Source organism: Methylobacterium sp. CM6257 (assembly GCF_054611515.1).
On sequence record NZ_CM137735.1, the window covers coordinates 588,745 to 605,384 of the forward strand.

At 67.3% G+C, this 16,640-nt stretch carries 13 protein-coding genes and 1 pseudogene; 7 read left to right on the forward strand and 7 right to left on the reverse strand.

All coding sequences use genetic code 11. The features are described 5' to 3' along the window. Positions 1-343 precede the first annotated feature (343 nt). Genes ACYCO6_RS02895 through ACYCO6_RS02905 form a run of 3 tightly spaced genes read left to right on the forward strand, consistent with a single transcriptional unit; the run spans position 344 to position 4,789 of the window. Positions 344-2,602, forward strand: a complete 2,259-nt coding sequence (locus ACYCO6_RS02895; RefSeq protein WP_459769103.1) for an ATP-binding protein — start codon at positions 344-346, stop codon at positions 2,600-2,602. Between the two features lies 1 nt (position 2,603). Continuing rightward, entirely contained in the window at positions 2,604-3,065 is a 462-nt protein-coding gene (locus ACYCO6_RS02900) for a response regulator (protein ID WP_459769107.1), read from the forward strand. Beyond that, positions 3,062-4,789: a response regulator gene (locus ACYCO6_RS02905; RefSeq protein WP_459769111.1), complete on the forward strand. Its 1,728-nt coding sequence runs from the start codon at positions 3,062-3,064 to the stop codon at positions 4,787-4,789. Before ACYCO6_RS02900 ends, ACYCO6_RS02905 begins: the two co-directional genes overlap by 4 nt. 141 nt (positions 4,790-4,930) lie before the next feature. Here ACYCO6_RS02905 and ACYCO6_RS02910 read toward each other — a convergent pair. Next, positions 4,931-5,174 (reverse strand): annotated as a pseudogene (locus tag ACYCO6_RS02910) (IS630 family transposase); the annotation flags it as partial. A 161-nt stretch (positions 5,175-5,335) separates the two neighbouring features. Between ACYCO6_RS02910 and ACYCO6_RS02915 the strand changes: the two are divergent. Beyond that, positions 5,336-6,439 (forward strand): L,D-transpeptidase, encoded by a 1,104-nt coding sequence (locus tag ACYCO6_RS02915; RefSeq protein WP_459769113.1) that lies wholly within the window; start codon positions 5,336-5,338, stop codon positions 6,437-6,439. A gap of 92 nt (positions 6,440-6,531) precedes the next feature. Beyond that, the gene (locus ACYCO6_RS02920; RefSeq protein WP_459769115.1) at positions 6,532-7,596 is read left to right on the forward strand and encodes a lytic transglycosylase domain-containing protein; all 1,065 of its coding nucleotides are present in this window, start codon (positions 6,532-6,534) and stop codon (positions 7,594-7,596) included. Positions 7,597-7,851: 255 nt separating this feature from the next. Here the strand turns inward: ACYCO6_RS02920 and ACYCO6_RS02925 are convergent, their stop codons facing one another. The 4 genes from ACYCO6_RS02925 to ACYCO6_RS02940 all read right to left on the reverse strand — a co-directional run bounded on the left by ACYCO6_RS02925 (position 7,852) and on the right by ACYCO6_RS02940 (position 12,254). Then, on the reverse strand, positions 7,852-8,949 hold the full coding sequence (locus ACYCO6_RS02925) for an extracellular catalytic domain type 2 short-chain-length polyhydroxyalkanoate depolymerase (RefSeq protein WP_459769116.1): 1,098 nt from the start codon (positions 8,947-8,949) through the stop codon (positions 7,852-7,854). Positions 8,950-10,083: 1,134 nt separating this feature from the next. Next, positions 10,084-10,353 carry a hypothetical protein gene (locus ACYCO6_RS02930; RefSeq protein ID WP_459769118.1) on the reverse strand — a complete coding sequence of 90 codons (270 nt, stop codon included), beginning with the start codon at positions 10,351-10,353 and terminating at the stop codon, positions 10,084-10,086. 81 nt (positions 10,354-10,434) lie between these two features. Continuing rightward, on the reverse strand, positions 10,435-11,592 hold the full coding sequence (locus ACYCO6_RS02935; RefSeq protein WP_459769120.1) for a Gfo/Idh/MocA family protein: 1,158 nt from the start codon (positions 11,590-11,592) through the stop codon (positions 10,435-10,437). Between the two features lie 68 nt (positions 11,593-11,660). Beyond that, positions 11,661-12,254 carry an SDR family oxidoreductase gene (locus ACYCO6_RS02940; protein WP_459769122.1) on the reverse strand — a complete coding sequence of 198 codons (594 nt, stop codon included), beginning with the start codon at positions 12,252-12,254 and terminating at the stop codon, positions 11,661-11,663. A 334-nt stretch (positions 12,255-12,588) separates the two neighbouring features. Here ACYCO6_RS02940 and ACYCO6_RS02945 point away from each other — a divergent pair, with 334 nt between their 5' ends. Together ACYCO6_RS02945 and ACYCO6_RS02950 are read left to right on the forward strand one after the other, a co-directional pair. Beyond that, complete coding sequence (locus ACYCO6_RS02945; protein ID WP_459769125.1) at positions 12,589-13,758, forward strand: GGDEF domain-containing protein; 1,170 nt, start codon at positions 12,589-12,591, stop codon at positions 13,756-13,758. A gap of 549 nt (positions 13,759-14,307) precedes the next feature. Beyond that, positions 14,308-15,597, forward strand: coding sequence for a cystathionine gamma-synthase family protein (locus ACYCO6_RS02950; RefSeq protein ID WP_459769127.1), 1,290 nt, complete (start codon positions 14,308-14,310; stop codon positions 15,595-15,597). Positions 15,598-15,719: 122 nt separating this feature from the next. Here the strand turns inward: ACYCO6_RS02950 and ACYCO6_RS02955 are convergent, their stop codons facing one another. After that, positions 15,720-16,160, reverse strand: coding sequence for a DoxX family protein (locus tag ACYCO6_RS02955; protein WP_459769129.1), 441 nt, complete (start codon positions 16,158-16,160; stop codon positions 15,720-15,722). A 62-nt stretch (positions 16,161-16,222) separates the two neighbouring features. Next, entirely contained in the window at positions 16,223-16,639 is a 417-nt protein-coding gene (locus ACYCO6_RS02960; protein ID WP_459773411.1) for a tetratricopeptide repeat protein, read from the reverse strand. Position 16,640 lies beyond the last annotated feature (1 nt).

Below are 16,640 nucleotides of genomic sequence, written 5' to 3' on the forward strand. Positions count from 1 at the left end.
GCGGCACTCCAGCCGTCAAATCCGAAAGCTTTCTCTCGGGGAGCTCGTCAATGCCGAACGGCTTGGGCGGCGGTGCGTCCCGGGGTCGATCACGCCGTTATGGACAACCGCCTGAGGTCCAGCATCCCGGAGGCCATGCGGTTGGCGTCTATGGCCTCCGGCGCGAGAGGGTGATGGCGCGAGGCATCCCGCGCCGCGGCGACCGCCGGTCGTGCATCCCGGCACGATAAGGCCAGGTACAATCCGCGGCACCGGTGCTTTTGACCCATATCGGGGTTCGAGCCGAGCTGGTAACAGGACGGATGGGTCCGCCTGCGGACCCGGCCGGCAGCGGGACCCAGGCTTGTACCAGCGCAACGACGCGGCCCAGAACGACATCGACCTGACGGCCTGCGATCGCGAGCCCATCCACGTCGTTGGCAGCGTCCAGCCTCATGGCTTCCTGCTCGCCCTCGACTTGCCAGCCCTGCGCATCGTCCAGGCCAGCGCCAACGCCCCTGCGGCCGCCCCCGTCGGCGCCACGCTCGACCGCGCCTTTCCCGAGCTGGATGCCGTCGTTCGGCGCTACCTCGACGGCGGAAGATGGAACGACGGCGCGACCTACCTGCGCACGGTCACGCTCGGATCCGGGAGCGCGCGCCAGGCCTACGAGGTCGCCGCCCATCGGGTCGACGGTCTCGTCGTGCTGGAGCTTGAGGAGACCGCCGACCTCTCCGGCGGTTCCGGCCTCGACGCGCTCACGCCGCGGCTGCGCGCTTTCGTCGAGCGCCTCCACGCGGCCCGCTCCGTCGAGGATCTCTGCCAGCTCCTCGCGGAGGACATTCGCCACGTAACCGGTTTCGACCGGGCCCTGGTCTACCGGTTCGATCGGGACTGGCACGGCACGGTGCTGGCCGAGGATGGGAACGGCGTCCTGCCCTCCTACCTCGACCTGCGCTTCCCCGCCTCCGACATCCCGGCGCAGGCGCGCGAGCTCTACCGGCGCAACCGCCTGCGCATCATCCCCGACGCCGGCTACGACCCGGTGCCGATTCGGCCGGCCCTTACCCCGGCGGGCGAGCCTCTCGACCTGAGTCAGTCGGTGCTGCGCTCGGTCTCGCCGGTCCATATCGAGTACATGCGCAACATGGGCACGATGGCGTCCATGTCGGTTTCGATCCTGGTCGACGATGCGCTCTGGGGGCTTGTCTCCTGCCACAATCGGGGTCCGAAGCGCGTGCCGCTCCAGGCCCGCAACGCCTGCGACTTCCTCACGCAGATCTTTGCCTTACAACTCTCCGCGAAGGTCCGCGGCGAGCAGGCCGAGCAACGGCTGGCGCTCGGTGCCGTGCAGGCGAGGCTGCTCGGCTACATGGCCGAGGAGGAGAGCTTCGTCGACGGCCTGATGAACCATCCCGACGACGTGCTCGCGCTGGTGAATGCTTCGGGCGCAGCCGTGGTGACGACCGACCGCTGCCGGCTTCTCGGATCGACGCCCTCGGAGCGCGAGGTCCGTGCCCTGTACGATTGGCTGTCGACCCGCGGGGACGTCGACGACGTGTTCGCGACTGACAGCCTGGCGGAGGGCTTCCCGCGGGCCGAGGCGATCGCCGATTGCGCCAGCGGCGTGCTCGCCATCTCGGTCTCGAAGAAGTACGCGAGCTACATTCTCTGGTTCAGGCCGGAGGTGGTGCGCACCGTGAAGTGGGGCGGAAACCCCGTGAAGGCTGCGCAGCCGGATCCGGCGGGGGGGCCCGACCGGCTGCACCCACGCAAGTCGTTCGAGACCTGGAAGGAGACGGTGAAGGGCCGCTCCTTGCCGTGGTCGGTCCCGGAGGTGGAAGCGGCCAAGGACCTGCGCGCCTCGGTGCTCGGCATCGTGCTGCGCCGGGCGGAGGAACTCGCCGCGATGAGCGAGGAGCTGCAGCGCTCGAACAAGGAGCTGGAGGCGTTCTCATACTCGGTCAGCCACGACCTTCGTGCGCCTTTCCGGCACATCGTCGGCTACTCGAACCTGCTCAAGACCCGCGAGGGGGCGAACCTCTCGGAGAAGGGCCGACACTATGTCGAGACCATCATCGAGGCCGCCTTCTCGGCCGGCACCCTCGTCGACAACCTCCTGACCTTCTCGCAGATGGGTCGGCATTCCCTGAACAAGGTGTCCGGCGACCTGAACGCCCTGGTCGACGAGGTTCGGCGCAAGGTCGAGCGCGACGTCACGCCCGACCGAACCGTGCGCTGGGAGATCGGCTCTCTTGGCCGGGTCCATGCCGACCCGGTCATGCTGCGCCTCGTCATCGAGAACCTGCTCTCGAACGCTGTGAAGTATACCCGCGGCAAGCCAGAGGCGGTCATCGAGGTCGGCAGGCTGCCGCCGCAGGACGGCGAGGCGGTGTTCTTCGTGCGTGACAACGGCGTCGGCTTCGACATGGCCTACGTCGACAAGCTGTTCGGCGTGTTTCAGCGCCTGCACCGGGTCGAGGAGTTCGAGGGCACCGGCATCGGGCTTGCCAATGTCCGCCGCATCGTCGAGCGCCACGGCGGCCGGACCTGGGCCGAGGGCAGGCCCGGTGAGGGCGCCACCTTCCACTTCACCCTACCCATCCGGGAGGAGGTGCACTGACATGGCCGGACTGAAGCCGATCCTCCTCGTCGAGGACAACCCGAACGACGTCGAACTGACGCTCGCCGCCCTCGAATCGAGCCAGCTCGCCAACGAGATCGTCATCTGCCGGGACGGGGCCGAGGCGCTCGATTTCGTCTACCGGCGCGGGCCGCACGAGAAGCGCCAGGCCCAGGATCCGGCGGTGGTCCTGCTCGATCTCAAGCTGCCTAAGGTCGACGGTCTTGAGGTGCTCGCCAAGATCAAGGGCGACCGCGACACCCGCAGCATCCCGGTGGTCATGCTGACCTCGTCGCGCGAGGAGAGCGACGTCGTCCGCTCCTATAATCTCGGGGTCAACGCCTTCGTGGTGAAGCCGGTCGCGTTCGACGAGTTCTTCGCGGCGATCAAGGAGATCGGCGTGTTCTGGGCGCTCCTGAACGAGCCGCCGCCGCACCGGGGAGGCTGGCCATCGAACGCGTGATCGGAGCCGGCGCGGGCCCCCTGCGCATCCTCCACCTGGAGGACAGCGATCTCGATGCGGAACTCATCGAGGCCGAGTTGGAGAACCTCGGTCATCCCGTGACGATCGAGCGGGTCATTACGCGCGACGAGTTCGCCGCCGCGGCTGCCGCCCGACGGCACGATGTCATCCTGGCCGATTACGTGCTGCCGACCTTCGACGGCGTGAGCGCGCTCGGCATCGCCCGGCAGCATTGCCCCGACACGCCCTTCATCTTCTGCTCCGGGACGCTCGGTGAGGAGGTCGCCGTCGAGGCCCTGAAGAACGGCGCCACCGACTACGTGACCAAGCAGCGGCTCGACCGGATGTCCCGCACCATCGTGCGGGCGCTCGCCGAAGCGAGGGCGCGGGAGGACAAGCGCGCCGCCGAGACGGCCCTGCAGGCGCTCAACGAGACGCTTGAGGCGCGCATCGCGGAGCGCACCCGCGAACTCGCTGAGGCCAACGCGGCCCTTCAGGAGCAGATCGTCGAGCGCGAGCGGGCCGAGGACGCCCTTCGGCTCGCCCAGCGTCTGGACGCGGTCGGGCAGTTGACCAGCGGCGTCGCGCACGATTTCAACAACCTGCTCACGGTGATCGCCGGCAACATCGAGTTCCTGGAAGGCGCAGTCACCGACGAGCGCTCGAAGAGGCGGCTCGACATGATGCGTGGCGCGGCCGCGCGCGGCGCCAACCTGACGGCCCAACTCCTCGCCTTCTCGCGGAGGCAGCGCCTGGAACCGACCCCGGTCAGCCTCAACAAGACCGTCGTGTCGATGCGCGACCTGCTGCAGAGCTCCATCGGGGGCGCCATCCAGATCGAGACGACGCTGCAGGACGGGCTGTGGCCGGCCCTGGTCGACGCCACTCAGATCGAACTCGTCATCCTCAACCTCGCCATCAACGCCCGCGACGCGATGGCGGTCGGCGGGCGACTGACCGTCGAGACCGCCAACGTCACCGTCACCGCGGTTCCGACGCGGCCGGAGCAACCGCGGCCGGGCGAGTACGTGATGATCTCCGTCAGCGACACCGGGACGGGTATGCCGCCGGACGTGCTGGCGCGGGTCTTTGAGCCGTTCTTCACCACCAAGGAGACTGGAAAGGGCTCAGGCCTCGGGCTCGCCCAGGTCTACGGCTTCATCAAGCAATCCGGCGGCGGGATCCGGATCGACACCGCGCTCGGTGAGGGCACCTCGTTCAAGGTCTACCTGCCGCGCGTCGCGGAGAGCGATGCGACCACGCCGGCCGCGACCGCATCTATCGACTTCACGCGGGCCTGCTCGCCGGGCCTGTGGCCCGTGCTCCTGGTGGTGGACGACGACGTCGGGGTGCGCGAGGTCACGGCGACCCGGCTGGCGGAGGCTGGCTACTCCGTGCGGGAGGCGGCCTCCGGCCTGCAGGCGCTGGCGAGCCTCGAAGCCGATTCACGCGTCGACCTCGTGGTCCTCGACTTCGCGATGCCCGGCATGAACGGGGCCGAGGCGGCGACCGAAATCCGCAGGCGGTGGCCGGCGATGCCGGTCCTGTTCGTCACGGGCTTCGCCGATACGGCGGCGCTGGCCCTGGCCGGGGCAGCCGGGGCCGACGCCATCGTCCTGAAGCCGTACCGGGACGGCGAGCTCGAACGCAAGGTCGCGGCCGCCCTGACAGGCAGGGCCGCCCCTGGCCTTCGCCTGGTCTCGGACCGAAACCGAAGCGCTTAAGCACCTCTTCGGCCTGCGTGGACATTTGCGGCTATTCTACAGCGAGACGGGCCGGCCCTCGATCGATGCCGAGTCGATGATCCGCATGCTGAGCCCCGGCTAACGGTTAGGCGGCCGCTCCGGCTGCCTCGAGTGCCTGCTCTCGGCCCGGTGAGCCCCAACGGCCTGCAGGAAAAGGCGCGGCCTCGGCTCGGAGGTCGCCAGAATCAGCTCGGCATCGGCCTCGATGGCTTGCGAGGTGTGTCGCCACTCATCGGCTTAGGCGCCACTTGCCTGCACCGGCGGTTGACGCTCCACACGCTGACGAGAAGCGAGCGGCGGCGCGGTTGCGGGTGGCACCTGCCGCCACGGCAGCCACGACACGCCCGCGCAAGTCGACGGACAGAGTGAAGACATCGGTAAGCTCCCTCAACGTCCCCCGCTCGTCGCGGTGCTCCTCGTTGCGAAGCTCTCGACACCACTTCGAAACACCGAATTCGGAACCTTGGCCGTACGGTCCGATTATGTTGACACGGCCATGCGTGGTGTTCCCGCCGGAGACGAAAGATGCACGTTGTCAAGCTGCTGATTGCGTCGTGCATGCTCACGACAGCCGGCGCCAACATGGCTTCCGCCCAGTACGTCGACCCCTTCAAGGTTCTCGAAGAGGCAAAACGTGATCGCCTGGAGCTGGATAAACGGCTCGCACGAGAGGCAGCGGAACGGCGGCAAAAGGAGAAGGCAGAGCAGGCCGCGAAACTGGACGCGCAGCGGAAGCTCGATCAGCAAAGATCTGCGGCGGTGGACGCTTCTCCTCCCGTCGCGCCAGCAGAACAGGCCGTGACTTCCCAAAGCCCTGCACCCGGCCTCGAAGTGCGCAACCCGCCGGCTGTAGCCGACAACGCGGCAAGTGGAACCGTTGAAGCCGGCCCGATGGGGACCCCGGCGGCCCCTGGGACCGTCGCGGCAGCAGCTTCCTCGCCGGAGCCGTCGGACGGTACCACCAACAGAACGCCCATCCCGATTCCGATCACGGCTTCCCCGAACCCGGTAGGCGCTCCGGGAGCGCCGCTCTCGGCAACCCTGGCGCCCGGTTCCGTAAACGCCCCTCCTGCTGCCTCCGAGGCTCAGCCCGGAACGATGCCGGCTGGCGAGATTGCAAAGCCCGCTGTTGCGGCTCCTGCACGCGTGCTCATCACGGTCGACAAGGCGACGCAGCGCATGCGGGTGACGGTTGATGGGAAGCTGCGCTACTCGTGGGCGGTCTCAACGGCGCGAGCACCGTACAGGACACCGGCAGGCACGTTCCGTCCCTTGTGGCTGGCAAAGGTGCACTACTCCAAGGAGTGGGATGATGCCCCGATGCCCTATTCCATCTTCTTCACAGCTGCCGGGCACGCCATCCATAGCAGCAGAGCGACACGCCAGCTGGGGCGACCGGCGTCTCACGGATGCGTCCGACTCGCGCCGTCCCATGCTGCCGCGCTGTTCACGCTTGTTCGGGCAGAGGGTGCAGGCACGACCAAGGTTGTGGTCACCAATGGTGCGGTGGCAGGGAGAACTGGACGGGGCCGCTCGGCCGACATGCGCGCCCGCGTGCGTGCCCATCATGCGCAGCGCGCATCTTCTGAACTTTGGCAGGTTGGATCCGGCGACGGCTGGACCGAGTAGGGCGGTTCTCGGCATACCAGCCCGTCTGTAGAGCACGTCAACGCGCAACGGATCGCAAACCCGCCGGGACGCGTTACTGCCGCGTCCTGATCATGCTCAAGCTGCTCCTCACACCAGCGGCCGTGCTCGGCGTCGTCATTCTCGCGACGCCCGCCTGCGCCGCGCCCTCCGTGAACTCGACCGAGACCGTGGAGCAGGCGCTCTGCCGCCTCATCGAGGGCTCAGCCAGGGCCCGCAACCTGCCGGTGTCGTTCCTGACGCGGCTGATCTGGCGCGAGAGCAGCTTCCGCGCGGGTGCCGTGAGCCCGGCCGGCGCGCAAGGGGTGGCGCAGTTCATGCCCGGTACCGCGCAGGAGCGTGGTCTCCTCGATCCATTCGACCCCGAACAGGCGATCCCGCACGCGGCGCATCTCCTCGCGGATCTCAAGCGCCGGTTCGGCAATCTCGGGCTCGCCGCTGCGGCGTATAACGGTGGCGCGCAGCGCGTGACGAACTGGCTGGCGGGCAGCGGCGACCTGCCGGCCGAGACCCGCGCCTACGTGCTCTGGATCACCGGCAGCCCGGCCGAGGAATGGCGCGGCGGCACAAGCAATGAGGCTGCTCCAACAGAGACCACGCGCGCCGGCGAACAGAACAAGCTCAGCAAGCCTCCCGAAGAGTCTCGTAAGGCCATTCACCCGGAGGTCGCTGCTGCGGAGGCGAACACTGCAGAGCGCAAGGTCAAAGCTGCGGAGAAGCCGGGCGCCACGCAGCCGAAATCGCCTCAGACCTGTTTGCAAGTTACCGCGGCTCTGCAGATCCCGTCCCGGGCTGACCGCTTCGCCGAACGTGCGCCAGCACGCGACGGCCGACACGCCCGAGGTCACGATTTCAGTCCCGGCGAGAAGCCGGTCCCGCCGCCTTGGGGACCCTGGGGCATTCAGCTGGCCGCCAACTTCTCCAAGGCGCTCGCACTGCGGAGCTTCTCGCAAGCGCAGGCGACCTACGCCAGGGTCATCGGGCAGGCGCGACCGATGGTCATCGGCACGCGACTGCACAGCCGTGGGACGCAAGCGTTCTACCGGATCCGCATACCGGCGCAGAGCCGGGAGCAGGCCGATGCGCTATGCGCCAAAATCCACACCGTGGGTGGAGCCTGTATCGTTCTGAAGACCTGAGCGCTCGATTTCGGTGCGGCGCGCGTGTTTGACTCGGGCAAACCTTCTCGGGAACCGTCGTCGCGAGCATCGAGTGGTTTTGCTCGACGCTGTGGGGCGTCCCGTCCTCTGGACGATCAGTGCTTTGGGGTGAGCGAGGCGTTTAGATGGCCAGTGCATCACTCCTGCACTGACCTACCGGACAAGAATTGTCGTTTGCCGGACGTTGCTGGTGAGCCAACCGGAAGACGCGCCGCTGTGCGCTACCCGAGATGCTCAATTCGAGCCCGGCGCTGTCACCTCGGCGACGATGCCCTCGAGAACTCGGATCTGCGGCGCCTGCTTCGTGAGATAGCGCCCCTTGTCCGAGGATGTGTCGAGGTACCCCCACCAGTCCCAGCAACCGTTCGGATTCGGCTCGATCCATGCGGCGTCGGCCACGCCGTCGAGAGCTGGCAGACGGCAAATGGCCCCGGGCACCGCCTCACTCGGCGCGAGTGCCGGATAGACGACGATGGTTCTGTAGTGCTCTGCCCATTCGTTGTAGCCGGCCTGCAGCGAGAACTGGCGGGCGTCCTGCTTGCAGCCATGGAGCGCAATGTGCACGCGGCAGGAGCTGCCAATCGCACGACATGCGGGCGGCACGTAGATGTACCCTGCCGATGCCATATCGAGGTTGCGCCGTCGGGCACTCTTGTCGGGCCACCAGAGCCAGAGAGCATTGTAGTAGTCGTTCGCGAGGGCAGGGTGGCTGGCTTTTACCCGCGCGATGAGGTGCTGCTGATCGAACGCCCATACCTCGGACGCCGGGACCCGTGGGGCCCGCTGGCCCGGGTCATAGGGCGCCTGCACATCGAAGAGCGCGTGGAACATCTTCCCCGGGTTGTCCTCTGCGCCGCATCGCCGGATGAAGCTCCCCTCCATCCCGTCGAAGGCGCAGGCATCGGTGCCGTCGGGTGTGATGATGCCATGTCCGGCTCGGTCGCTCCCATCGGCGGCGTTGCCGCGGTCGAGTTCCGGCTCCGCACCGATAAAAGCTGTCAGGAAGGCTGCATCGGCTCTGCCCGATCCCGCTGTGACGGTCTCGTCGGCAGGGCTTTGGAACACCCATGACCGGCTCAGGGACTGCGGCTTGCCGGCGCGGAGATTGTCGATCGCTCCGCTGGCAGCCAAGCGATGGGCCGTATCGATTGTCGGCGTGAGCGCGCCGCGGCCACACATGCAGGCATTCACCGCCCGCGACAGGCTTCCATCAGCACAACCCCACTGCGGCCCCGCGACCGCGCCCACAGCCCTAACAGTGCTGGAATGGGCCACCGCGTATTGGACCGCCATCGCGGCGCCGGATGAGAGGCCAGAGATGCTGACCTGCATCGGGTCGCCGCCGCGCTGCAGACCGCGGCCGTCGTCGGCCAGAGTGGCTGTCGCGAATGCGCATGCGACGGCAGCGAGGTCGATGAGATGAAAGCAGCGGCGTGCGTTAACTCTCATGCCTGCGCTCCATTTCTTTACCAGCTGTTGGCAGCGTTGTTTTACACTCTCGCAACCGCGCAGCGGGAGGTTAGCGCATGCTCAATCTCCCGGCAGCCCGCGACTTGAACGTCCTAGCCCCTCTCGCGTTGATCGGGCCCGCTGCACCACCCTGTACGTGCGTGCCCCGACGATCGGGCTCGCGTTCGTGAAAACCTGGATCTGGTTCTTCGTCGGCGTCTGCGCCGTGCCGGCCCTCAAGGTTGATCTCGGAGAGATTGTGATTCTCTCAGCAACGCGTTGAACGATCCCCCTCGACAAGGATCGAGAGCATCCCATATGATGTTTTGGCTCGATCGGCGTCATCCGCGCCGCTGAACGTGATGTTCTCAGGATTTCCACACACATGAAGCGCCGCAGCGCGCGACCGTTCACGGTCGAAGTCAAGCACACCCGTACATCCCGCGCCTCCCTGCACGAGGCCACCTCACGATCCCGCAAGGGCCAAGACCTCTGGCGAGGCGTGCCGCTGGTTGGCGATGACGAGCCCGCCGAGGCGCAGCCGGTACAGCGCACGCCCGCAGCGCGGGCCGAGCTTGTCCGGGCCGAAGCGCAAGCACGCCGTGTCCTACCGAGCCTGGTGCCGACGTTCTCGATGCCCGTCGAGCCCGAGGTGCCGGAGGTGCGTGAGATACCTGCCGTTGACCGCCTGCCGCGCGTCCGCCGGGTTAAACCTCCGGCCGAGCCCGTGCAGAAGCCAGCCGCAAGGACCAGCGCAGGGCGAGGGCCTCGCGCCGGGTCGACGGCCCAGCCGCAGGTCACGCCTGCTGCCGTTCCTGCCCCGATCGCAACGCCTGTTGTGGCCGTTCAGCCTGTGCCACAGCCGCGTACGGCACGGCGCTCTCAACCGGTTGAAGCGCTGCGTGCTGGCGAGCGATGGAAGAGGCGGTTACCGCGCGTCCTCTGGTGATCTAGCCTTTTGCTGGCTCACGCCGAGGTCGGCGCCATGCGGCAGCCCGGCGAGAAAGCGGAAGGCCATCATCCAGGCTTGGTCGGAGCGGTCGCGGAGAGGCCGCTGCCGAGCGCAAACAGCACCATGAGGCCGACGAGGAGCGCCCGCCAGGCGACCCGCACCGCCAGGATCGTGATCGGGGGAGCGCCCACGAACACACCGAGTGCGCAGGCGCTGATCACGTGCCCCGTGGTCGGCGCGTCGATGCAGAGGTCCGGGGTGAAGGCCGGAAGCAGGCTCATCGCCGCGACCTCGGCATCGAGCCGGGTGCGCTCGGGCAGCTCCGTCAGGGTCATCGAGTCGCTCTGATAGACCGGTTAAGGCCGCGACAGACGGCGATCACGTCGCGGGCGGCAAAGCCAGGTCTCGGGACGCCGTCAGTTCTTCGGCACCTTTTCCTTCCCCTTGCCCGGGTTCGCGGTGTTGACGAGCTCGGGCGATTTCTGGGCCTTCAGCGTCTCGCGCTGAGATTTCGTGTCGATCCGCTCGGTGCGGGTGAACGGCTCCAGTTTCACGGCCGCGCCGGTCTTTATGGCCTGAACGATACCCTCCAGCACGCGCACGTCGGCGTAGCCCTCCTCCGCGTCCGGCTCCGGGTCCTTGTCGTTCAGGATGCAGTCGGAGAAGTACTTCAGCTCGCCGCCAAAATGGTCGGTGTTCTTGAAGCTCTCGTGGTTCTTGCTCTCGCCCACCGTGACGGTGCGCTCCAGTGGCTTGCCGTACATGAAGCCCGGATTCATCTCGACGCTGCCTTTCGTGCCCACCACCGCGTAGGTGTCGAGCGTGTTCCCCCAGTAGGAGAGCACGAACTGCGCGAGGCGGTTGCCGGGGAAGCGCAACGTCACCGCGACCGTATCGTCGAAATCGCCGAGGCCTGCCTCCGGGTGCCGGATGCCGACCGCCGAGACTACCTCGGTCGGCTCGTCCTCGAAAACGTAACGGGCCGCGTTCACCGGATACGGACCCATGTCGAAGATCGGCCCGGCCGCGACACCGTTCTTCGCCCGGTGGTTCTCGGGCGAGACCATCTGGGTGAAGGTCGACGTGAAGCTCACGAGATCGCCGAGCTGGCCCGAGCGGATCAGGTCGATGGTCGCGAGCGTCGCGGGCTCGAAATGCAGCCGGTAGGCCACCATCAGCTTCGCCGACGAGTTCTTTGCCACCTCCAGGATCCCGCGGCACTTCTCGGTCGAGATCTCCAGCGGCTTCTCCACCAGCACGTGAATGCCTGCCTTCAAGGCGGGGACCGCGAACTCGGCATGGCGCCAGTTGGGAGTGGCGAGGTAGATCGCGTCGATCTTGCCCGAAGCGAGGAGCTCGCCGAACTGCTCGTAGCTGTAGCTGTCGCTCACGCCGTACTGCTCGCCGACGCCGCGCGCCTTCTCGGGGTCGCCCGTAACAAACGCGACCACCTCCGAGTTGCCGGTGTGCTTGACGCCCGGCAGCATGGCCTCCTGGGTGATGTCGCCAAGCGCGACGAAGGCGTAGCGGACTTTCCTGCCGGAGGTGAGGCCGAGGGCTGACGCGATGCTCAATGGAGGTCTCCTGAAGCGGGACGGTCGATAGCGCGGAGAGTCGGGTTCGGGATCCGGAGACGACGGGGTCAGGGGCCGCCGACGGCGCCGAAGACCTGCCCCGTCGAGTAGCTCGCCTCGTTCGAGGCCAGCAGCACATAGATGCCGGCTGGCTCCGCCGACTGGCCCGGACGCCCTATCGGCGTATCGGCGCCGAATCGCGGGAGCGTATGGGGCAGCTTGCCGCCGCTGACCTGCAGGGGCGTCCAGAACGGGCCGGGTGCCACGGCGTTCGCCCGGATGCCCTTCGGCGCGCGTTGCTTGGCAAGGTGCTTCGGGAAGTTTGCGATGGCAGCCTTGGTGGCGGCGTAGTCGATCAGCGGCGCCCCGGGCTCGTAGGCTTTGATCGATGAGGTGTTGATGATGGCGGAGCCGGGCTGCAGGTGCGCCATCGCGGACTTCGTGGTCCAGAACATCGCGTAGACGTTGGTCTGGAACGTCTGATCGAGATTCTCGTCCGAGATCTCGTCGATCGACTTCGCCGTCTTCTGGTAGACGGCGTTGTTGGCCAGGATGTCGAGGCCGCCGACCAGAAGACGGCGGGACGGATCGGGGCGGTCCGGCATCTGCAGGCTCTCGACGCGAGGATCGAAATCGGCCGCCGAGGAGGACGGCGCGCGCATGCCGCCAACCATGCACCGCAGCAAATGTTGCAAGAGTCTGCCAGGAACGGACCGGCGGTGGCACCTTGAGGTTATGTGATCTCTCTTCGCTGCAGGCAGTGGACCGACGCCCCCGGAGCCTGCTCCCACCGGGACTGCCGGAGACGCGGGCACCGGCCTGGGATCAAGCCTAGCGGGATTCGGGCCGGTCCTACCCGATCGGGAGCGCTCGAGCGGGCGCGGGCGAACATCCGATGCGCTTAACGATGCGCGAACCATGTCGAAGAGGATGCCGACAACGTAAAGGAACTTTCGCGCCTCGTCCTGTAGGCTTCGAATCGAGGCGGTCAAAACTATGCAGATCGATCTTCAAACCCTCTGGTATCTGACGATCGGGACGCTGCTGGTCTCGGCGGCGGGTCTCCTTTGGGAGCGGCAGGCCCACCGCAGCCGCGCGGGCCTCCTCGGCACGCTTGCCGCGAGCCTCGTCGTCTTCGCCCTGGGATGCGTGGTCGCGATGACCCGCGCGCACTTCCCGGGTGCGGGTGGCCTGCTCCTGACCAACGCCCTGATGATGTGCGGCTACCTTCTGGTGCTCGATTGCGCCGCCCGTTTCGACGGGCGGCACCGGCTGGGATGGACGACCGCCATCCTCTCCGCTCTCGCCCTGCTCTGGGCAACCGTCGGCACGCGCTTCCCGCTGATCTTCTGGAATCACGTCTCGGCGCTGCCGATAGGGCTGACCTGCGGCCTCACGGCCTGGACCCTCCTGCGCAGCCGTACGGTTCTGCGCCTGCGCTCCAGACCTGTCGCTGCAGCCGTCTCGGCCATCCATGCCCTGTTCTATCTCGGCCGGGCGACCGTGACCCCCGTACTCGCCCTGCGCTACGGGGACGCCGTCCTGTCCGTCGTGGCCAAGGCGACGATGTACGAGGCCGTCCTGTACTCCGTCGCCATGCCGATGTCCTTCCTGGCGCTCGTCCGCGAGGAGGAGCAGGAGCTACTGCGTCGCGAATCCCGCACCGACCATCTTACCGGACTGACCAACCGTCTTGGCTTCTTCGAACAGGGTCGGCGCATCCTGGCGGCACACACTGGGAGTCCCATCTCGCTGCTCGCCTTCGATCTCGACCACTTCAAGTCGATCAACGACCGCTACGGACATGCGGTCGGCGACGAGGTCCTGAGGTTGTTCGCCGACACGGCTCGCGACGCGGCGGGGCCGAACGCACTCCTCGTCAGGTTGGGCGGCGAGGAGTTTGCTGCGCTTCTACCCGGTCTCGGGCATCAACAGGCACGAGAGGTCGGCCTGACCATCGCGCGCCGGTTCAAGGCGACTGCCGGACGCGCGGACGGCCTCGGGATCGAGGCGACGGTCAGCATCGGTCTTGCCGAACCGGTGCCTGGCCGAAACGATCTCGGGGAAGTCCTCGCCTGCGCCGACCGCGCCCTCTACCGGGCGAAGGTCCTCGGTCGTGATCGGCTTGAGGTCTCAGAGCCGGCCGCGGTCATGGCGGCCGCCTAACGTCGGAAGATCGTGCCACCCGTCCCGGCGGGGCGGTGTTCCGCCACGCGCAAGCTGTTGGCGGCCGTCCCGTCGCTCGAATCGCCGGTTCCGCGCGCCATCGCTCCCGGAGCCTCGGCCATCGCCGTCGAGGGACTCCGCAAGACCGACCGGTCGCGGGGGCCGCTGAGGGAAGCCCAGGCCGTCACGGCCGCGGATGGAGTCTCGTTCCAGATCCGACGCGGCGGACCTATGGGGCGCGCCATGTCGATGCCTGCGCTGACCGACGAGCGCCGGCTCCTCGTCTCAAAGCACGTTGGCGAGCGGTGCCGCCTTTACGGCGGGCTGCGAGTGAATTCTGTCCAGCTTTTCAGGTTGAACATTGAAGGCAGCCACTCCGCTTTGGGTCAAGAACGCCCGTGCGCCGCCGAGTGCCTGAGGCTCTCCGAACCCGTCGCAACGTTTTGAAGCGGGCGTGGCTATGCCATGCTTCTTCGTCCGGAAAACCGGATTCGAAGTGCAGCCGGATGACCCAGCCCCGGGCTGGAGCCGTGTCGGAGCGAGGCCAGCATGTCCGATGATCGCTACCACAAGAAGGTGCTCGGCGACCGCCCGCTCCATCCCGAAACTCTGATGCTCGGCTATGGCTACGATCCAGTCCTGTCCGAGGGCGCGGTGAAGCCGCCGGTCTTCCTCACATCGACCTTCGTCTTCACCTCGGCCGAGCACGGCAAGGCCTTCTTCGACTATGTCTCCGGGCGGCGCGAACCCCCGGTGGGCGAGGCGGCGGGGCTCGTCTACTCGCGCTTCAATCATCCAAACAGCGAGATCGTGGAGGATCGGCTGGCCGTGTTCGAGGGGGCCGAGACCGGACTGGTCTTCTCCTCCGGCATGTCGGCGATCGCGACCACCATCCTGGCCTTCGCGCGGCCCGGCGACGCGATCCTGCACTCGCAGCCACTCTATGGAGGCACCGAAACGCTCATCTCCAAGACCCTGGCCGGCTTCGGTATCGCGCCGTTCGGCTTCGCCGATGGGATCGATCCGGCGAGCGTGCGCGCCGCGGCCAACCAAGCCGCTGGGGCGGGCCGAGTCAGCGTCGTCATGATCGAGACACCCTCGAACCCGCTCAACACCCTCGTCGATCTCAGCCTGATCCGCGAGGTCGCCGACGAGATAGGCGCCCGGCAGGGCGGTGAGGCTCCGGTCGTCGTCTGCGACAACACCCTCCTCGGTCCTCTCTTCCAGCACCCGCTGCGTCACGGCGCCGACATCTCGGTTTACTCGCTGACAAAGTACGTCGGCGGCCACTCCGACCTGATCGCTGGCGCTGCCCTCGGCTCATCAGCGCGGATAAGGCCGGTGCGACTGCTGCGCTCGGCGATCGGGACCGGTCTCGATCCGCATTCCTGCTGGATGCTCGGGCGGTCGCTCGAAACCTTGGCGCTGCGGATGGGGGCCGCCAATCGCAACGGCGAGATCGTCGGCCACATGCTGGCCGCGCATCCGAAGGTGTCGCGCCTCCACCATCTCGCACATCTCGACCCTGGATCGAAGCAAGCTCATGTCTATGCCGAGCAATGTGCGGCGCCAGGCTCGACGTTCTCCTTCGACATCATCGGCGGCGAGGCGGAAGCGTTCCAGGTTCTCAACGCTCTTCAGTTGTTCAAGCTCGCGGTCAGCCTGGGGGGCACGGAGTCGCTCGCCAGCCATCCGGCCTCCACGACCCATTCGGGTGTGCCAAAGGCCGTGCGTGACCGCCTCGGCATAACGGACGCGACAATCAGGGTATCGATCGGGATCGAGCATCCTGACGATCTGGTCGCCGACCTTGCTGCGGCTCTCGCTGTCCTCGGCTGAGCGGCGCTCAACCCGCGTGGTACGCGAACGTCAGGCGACGCCATCCAGGCCGCCCGACCTGCGCCAGGAACCGACTTTGCGACTCCGTCGAAGGCGGACCTTCGGATTTGCGCCCGCCCCGGTCATTCGCCCGTCGGGCATCCGGCCAACGTTCCGGGGAACGACGCTCGATCCAACGCGAAGCGACCGGCGCCGCAAACCATGAGGGTGAGCATGCCGCCGGCGATCGCCAGATCCTTCTCGAAATGCAGCAACTCGTTGCGAGCGGCGAAGTTCGTATGGAAGAGTGTCGCTGTCGCGAGACAGAAGAGGCAGAGCGCCAGGGCGGCACCTCGCGTCTGCCAGCCCGTTGCGATCGCGAGCCCCGCGCCGAGCTGAAGGACGATCGTCCCGATTGCCAGAGCGCGCGGGATGCCGAGCTTGCCCATCGCCGCGATGGTGCCGTCGAGGTTCGCCGCCAGGGAGAGCCCCTCGCGGATGAAGATCCAGGCGAGCAGAAGCCGTGCGAGCAGGAGGAGGCCATCGAACACGGGGCTCGGTACGGCACGAAAGGTGAGGGCCATGGCAGAATCCTCGCTTGATGAGAGCCGAGCACGAGCCCGGTGGCGGCCCCGTGCCCGGGGCGTCAGCCGCCGGCCTTCGCGGCGATCGCCCGTTCGAGGTCCGCACGCTCCTCGCACCCGCCAGGACAGAGCTTGCCGAGCGCTGCGAGCTGGTCTTGCGCTTTCGCCATGTCGCCCATCTCCACGTACAGTTCGCCCAGATACTCGCGTGCCGCCCTATAGTCTGGCCGCAAGTCGAGTGCCTTCGTGTAGTAGGTGAGCGAGGTCTTGAGATCGCCGGCCTTGCGCAAGGTGAAGCCGAGGAGGTTGTAGACGTCCGCCTGCTGGTTATCCTCCGCCAAGTCGCGCAGCTCGGAAAGTGCGGCTGTGTAGTCCTTGGCGGCGATCTTGGCCCGCACAGACGTGAGGTCGACTGTCCCGTCCGACGAGTCGTCGTCGACCGCAGCGGCGGGAAGCGACGCGGTGAGCAGGGCCGCCATG

Coding starts and splice junctions, on each gene's coding strand:
- ACYCO6_RS02900 (WP_459769107.1), top strand. CDS start 2,604: ATGGCCGGACTGAAGCCGATCCTCCTCGTCGAGGACAACCCGAACGAC.
- ACYCO6_RS02915 (WP_459769113.1), top strand. CDS start 5,336: ATGCACGTTGTCAAGCTGCTGATTGCGTCGTGCATGCTCACGACAGCC.
- ACYCO6_RS02920 (WP_459769115.1), top strand. CDS start 6,532: ATGCTCAAGCTGCTCCTCACACCAGCGGCCGTGCTCGGCGTCGTCATT.
- ACYCO6_RS02925 (WP_459769116.1), bottom strand. CDS start 8,949: ATGCAGGTCAGCATCTCTGGCCTCTCATCCGGCGCCGCGATGGCGGTC.
- ACYCO6_RS02930 (WP_459769118.1), bottom strand. CDS start 10,353: ATGACCCTGACGGAGCTGCCCGAGCGCACCCGGCTCGATGCCGAGGTC.
- ACYCO6_RS02940 (WP_459769122.1), bottom strand. CDS start 12,254: ATGCGCGCGCCGTCCTCCTCGGCGGCCGATTTCGATCCTCGCGTCGAG.
- ACYCO6_RS02945 (WP_459769125.1), top strand. CDS start 12,589: ATGCAGATCGATCTTCAAACCCTCTGGTATCTGACGATCGGGACGCTG.
- ACYCO6_RS02950 (WP_459769127.1), top strand. CDS start 14,308: ATGTCCGATGATCGCTACCACAAGAAGGTGCTCGGCGACCGCCCGCTC.
- ACYCO6_RS02955 (WP_459769129.1), bottom strand. CDS start 16,160: ATGGCCCTCACCTTTCGTGCCGTACCGAGCCCCGTGTTCGATGGCCTC.
- ACYCO6_RS02960 (WP_459773411.1), bottom strand. CDS start 16,639: ATGGCGGCCCTGCTCACCGCGTCGCTTCCCGCCGCTGCGGTCGACGAC.